Source organism: Altericroceibacterium indicum (assembly GCF_009828105.1).
GTDB classification, from domain to species: domain Bacteria; phylum Pseudomonadota; class Alphaproteobacteria; order Sphingomonadales; family Sphingomonadaceae; genus Altericroceibacterium; species Altericroceibacterium indicum.
In genome coordinates, this window is the sequence record NZ_WTYQ01000012.1 from 1 (window position 1) to 4,143 (window position 4,143).

The window sequence follows — 4,143 nt, forward strand, 5'->3', positions numbered from 1 at the left end:
TGTCGCAGTGAGCGGTGTGCTGAGATCAATCACCCGCCGTCCAGTAGCATCCAGCGCGCCAAAGCCACTGGCCCCGCCAAAGATCACATAGGCTGCGCCCGTATTCGTGCCGCCATCATCGTTGGCATTCGCCCCGACAACCATATCATCATAGCCATCGCCATTGATGTCCCCCATGCTCTGCATGGAGAGATAACCCAGATTATCATCCGCTGCATCGCCCTGCACGATGAAGCCGTAATGTTCCCTGAGGATGCTGGTGTCGATCACCGCCGCCTTGCCTGTTGCAGCGTTGGTGAAGGTAACGTCCTGTTCCACCAGAACATTGGCACGCCCGCGTTCATAGAGATTGTAGGTCACGCCTTCGTAATCATAGGTGCCGCCGAAAGTGAAGCCTTCTGCGCCGACCACACTATCGCCGGCATCACCCTTCACGATCATCCAGGCTTCACCATCCATCCGCCAATCACTGACATCGAACAGCGTCTTTTCCGTGATGGTCAACGTATTGTCACCATCACCAGTGAGCTCAATGGCTTCGATGGACTTGAGATCACCTGGCAGGAAAGTAGTGAAGTCCAGATTCATACCCAGATCCTGCAACACCAGCGTATCGAAGCCACTGCCACCGTTAATGTCATCAAAGTTGAGGTCGATCAGACTGATCTGATCATCCCCTGCACCGCCGCGGATGACATCCGCCCCGCCGCCACTGGTAATAATGTCATCCCCTTCGCCGCCGATGATGATATTGGCCCCATTGGTACCCACCAGCGTGTCAGCGGCAGATGAGCCTTCAATTATCTCGGCGCCCATGTCCGCCTGACCAAAGATGATATACGCTTCACCGGCATCGCTGCCGCCATCATCGCCTCTATAGGCCCCGACAATCAGATCATCATAACCATCGCCATCGATATCGCCAGCGGCAGAAACCGTCGCACCAAGCTCGTCTCTCGCAGCATCTCCCTGAATGATAAAGCCATCCGCTGCCGTGAGGTTGGCAAGGTCAATCGTGCCATAGCCCGCTTCCTTGCCGAAAATCACATAGGCGGAACCGGCATTATTGCCGCCATCTTCATTGCCATTGGCACCGACAATCAGATCATCATAACCATCGCCATTAATGTCCCCGGCTGACGATACCGAAATGCCCAGATAATCACTCTCCGCAGCGCCAATGATTGTGAAACCATCTGTTGCGCTGAGACCGGCACTCAACGCAATCGTGCCGAAGCCTGTTTCCTTGCCAAAGATCACATAGGCTGCACCGGCATTAGTGCCGCCATCATCGCCATAGCGCGCACCGACAATCAGATCATCATAGCCATCACCATTGATGTCTCCTGCATCGGACACCGAATAGCCCAGTTGATCATCGGCCGCAGCGCCCTGAATGATAAAGCCCTGCGCGGCAGTCAGATTCGTGGTGTCAATCACCTGGCGGCCTGAAACATCGGTGCCAAAACCGTCACCACTGCCAAAGATCACATAGGCTGCACCGGCATTAGTGCCGCCATCATCGCCATAGCGCGCACCGACAATCAGATCATCATAGCCATCGCCATTAATGTCTCCGGCCGAAGAGGCCGACCAGCCCAGTAGATCATTGACCGCATCACCCTGGATGATAAAGCCCTGCGCGGCAGTCAGATTCGTAGTGTCAATCACCTGGCGACCCGAAATATTGGTGCCAAAAACGCCGCTGCTGCCAAAGATCACATAGGCTTCACCGGCATCAGTACCGCCATCATCGCCTTTATAGGCCCCAACAATCAGATCATCGATCCCATCGCCATTCACATCACCGGCAGAGGATACCGACCAGCCCAGATAATCATCCCCATCCACACTATCGCCCCGGATGATAAAGCCATCGCTTGCCGCAAGTGTGCTGATATCGATCCGGGTTCGGCTAGTGCCACTCTGGCCAAAGATCACATAGCTATCGCCACTGCTGCTTCCATTGATGTCTGCAGAAGGCGCGCCCACGATCAGATCATCAATACCATCACCATTGATGTCTCCGGCCGAAGAAACTGAAGTGCCCAGATTATCACCTGCAGCAGCGCCCTGAATGACAAAGCCCGTGGATGCGCTGAGGCCGGTCAGATCCACCACCCTCCGGCCTGTGCTGTCAAACGTGCCGAAGCCCGAAGCCTTGCCATAAATAACATAGGCTTCACCGGCAGCATCGCCGCCATCATCGCCGTTATAGGCACCGACAATCAGATCATCATAGCCATCACCATTGATGTCTCCTGCATCGGACACCGAATAGCCTGCCTTGTCGTCTGCAAGGTCGCCCTGAATGACAAAGCCATAATGTTCCTTGAGGATGCTGGTGTCCATCACTGCTGCGACGCCTGTGGCATTGTTAGTGACAGCCACATCCTGCTCCACCAGCAGATTGGCCCGCCCGCGTTCGTAGAGGTTGTAGGTCACACCTTCGTAATCGTAAGTGCCGCCGAAGGTGAAGCCTTGTGTCACCACACTGTCACCCGCATCGCCGGTAACAAGCATGTAAGCTTCACCATTCATACGCCAATCGCTGATATCCAGCAAATGCGCCGCATCTACGGTCAGCACATTGTCACCGCTGCCGGTGAGATCAATCGCTTCAATGGAGAGGAGATCGCTTGGTATCACTGTGGTGAGATCGAAGCTGAGGCCTGCGCCATCAAGCTGGAGCGTATCAAAACCTTTGCCGCCGTGAATATCTTCAAAGGCAGAATCTGTCAGGATGATCACATCATCCCCGGCACCGCTCCGGATGACATCCGCTCCGCCGCCAGCAGTGATGATATCCGCACCATTGCCACCGACCAGAATGTCCGGATCGCTGGTACCGGTCAGTATCTGATCGGCCTGCTCAAGCTGCTGACCATACATCGCGCTACCATAGATGATATAGGCTTCACCGGCATTAGTGCCGCCATCATCGCCCAGATTGGCCCCGACGATCAGATCATCATAGCCATCGCCATCAATATCCCCGGCTGACGATACCGAAACGCCCAGTTCGTCTCCAGCAGCATCTCCCTGAATGATAAAGCCATCGGCTGCCGTGAGGTTAGCAAGGTCAATCGTGCCGTAGCCTGCTTCCTTACCGAAGATCACATAGGCTGCGCCAGCATTAGTGCCACCATCATCGCTCCACCGAGCCCCGATAATGATATCATCATAGCCATCGCCGTTAATGTCTCCGGCTGATGATACCAAATAGCCCAGTTGATCTTCGGCCATAGCGCCGATGATTTTAAAGCCCTCTGCTGCGCTGAGATCGGTACTCAGGTCAATCGTGCCAAAGCCGCTGGCCTTGCCAAAGATCACATGGACGACACCGGCATCAGTGCCGCCATCATCGCTGAGCACCGCCGCAACGATCAAATCATCATAGCCATCGCCGTTAACGTCTCCGGCTGATGATACCGAATAGCCCAGATTATCACCGGCCGCAGCACCCGTGATTGTGAAGCCATCCGCTGCGCCAAGGCCACTGCTCAGATCAATCGTGCCAAAACCACTGGCCTTGCCAAAGATCACATAGGCTTCTCCTCGGTCAGTGAGGCCGTCATCGTCATGCAGATTGGCACCGACAATCACATCATCATAGCCATCGCCATTGATATCCCCGGCCGACGATACCGACCAACCCAGTCGATCATTGCTTGCAACGCCAGTGATCTGGAAGCCCTGAACTGCACTGAGTGAGTTGGCCAGGTCAATTGTCCCAAATCCTGAAGTCTTGCCAAAGATCACATAGGCGGAACCGGTACCTCCATTAGCAAAAGCGCCTAAAAGTATATCATCGATCCCATCGCCATTCACATCCCCGGCTGAGGAGACGGAGTAACCCAGTCGATCCCCATCAGCAGCACCCAGAATTTTGAAACCATCCGCTGCGTTGAGACCACTACCCAGATCAATCGTGCCAAAGCCGCTGGCCTTGCCAAAGATCACATAGGCTGCGCCGGCATCCGCTCCGCCATCATCATTGGAAGGAGCGGCGACAATCAGATCATCATAGCCATCAGCATTCACATCTCCGGCTAAGGAAACAGAAAGGCCCAGATAGTCACTATCGGCAGCCCCAAGGATCGCAAAACCCTCTGTCGCAGTGAGCGGTGTGCTGAGATCAAT

At 54.8% G+C, this 4,143-nt stretch carries 1 protein-coding gene; it reads right to left on the reverse strand.

Annotated elements, in window-relative coordinates:
• The coding region (locus GRI39_RS14315; RefSeq protein ID WP_160740410.1) for a beta strand repeat-containing protein at positions 1-4,143 on the reverse strand (4,143 nt) is incomplete at both ends.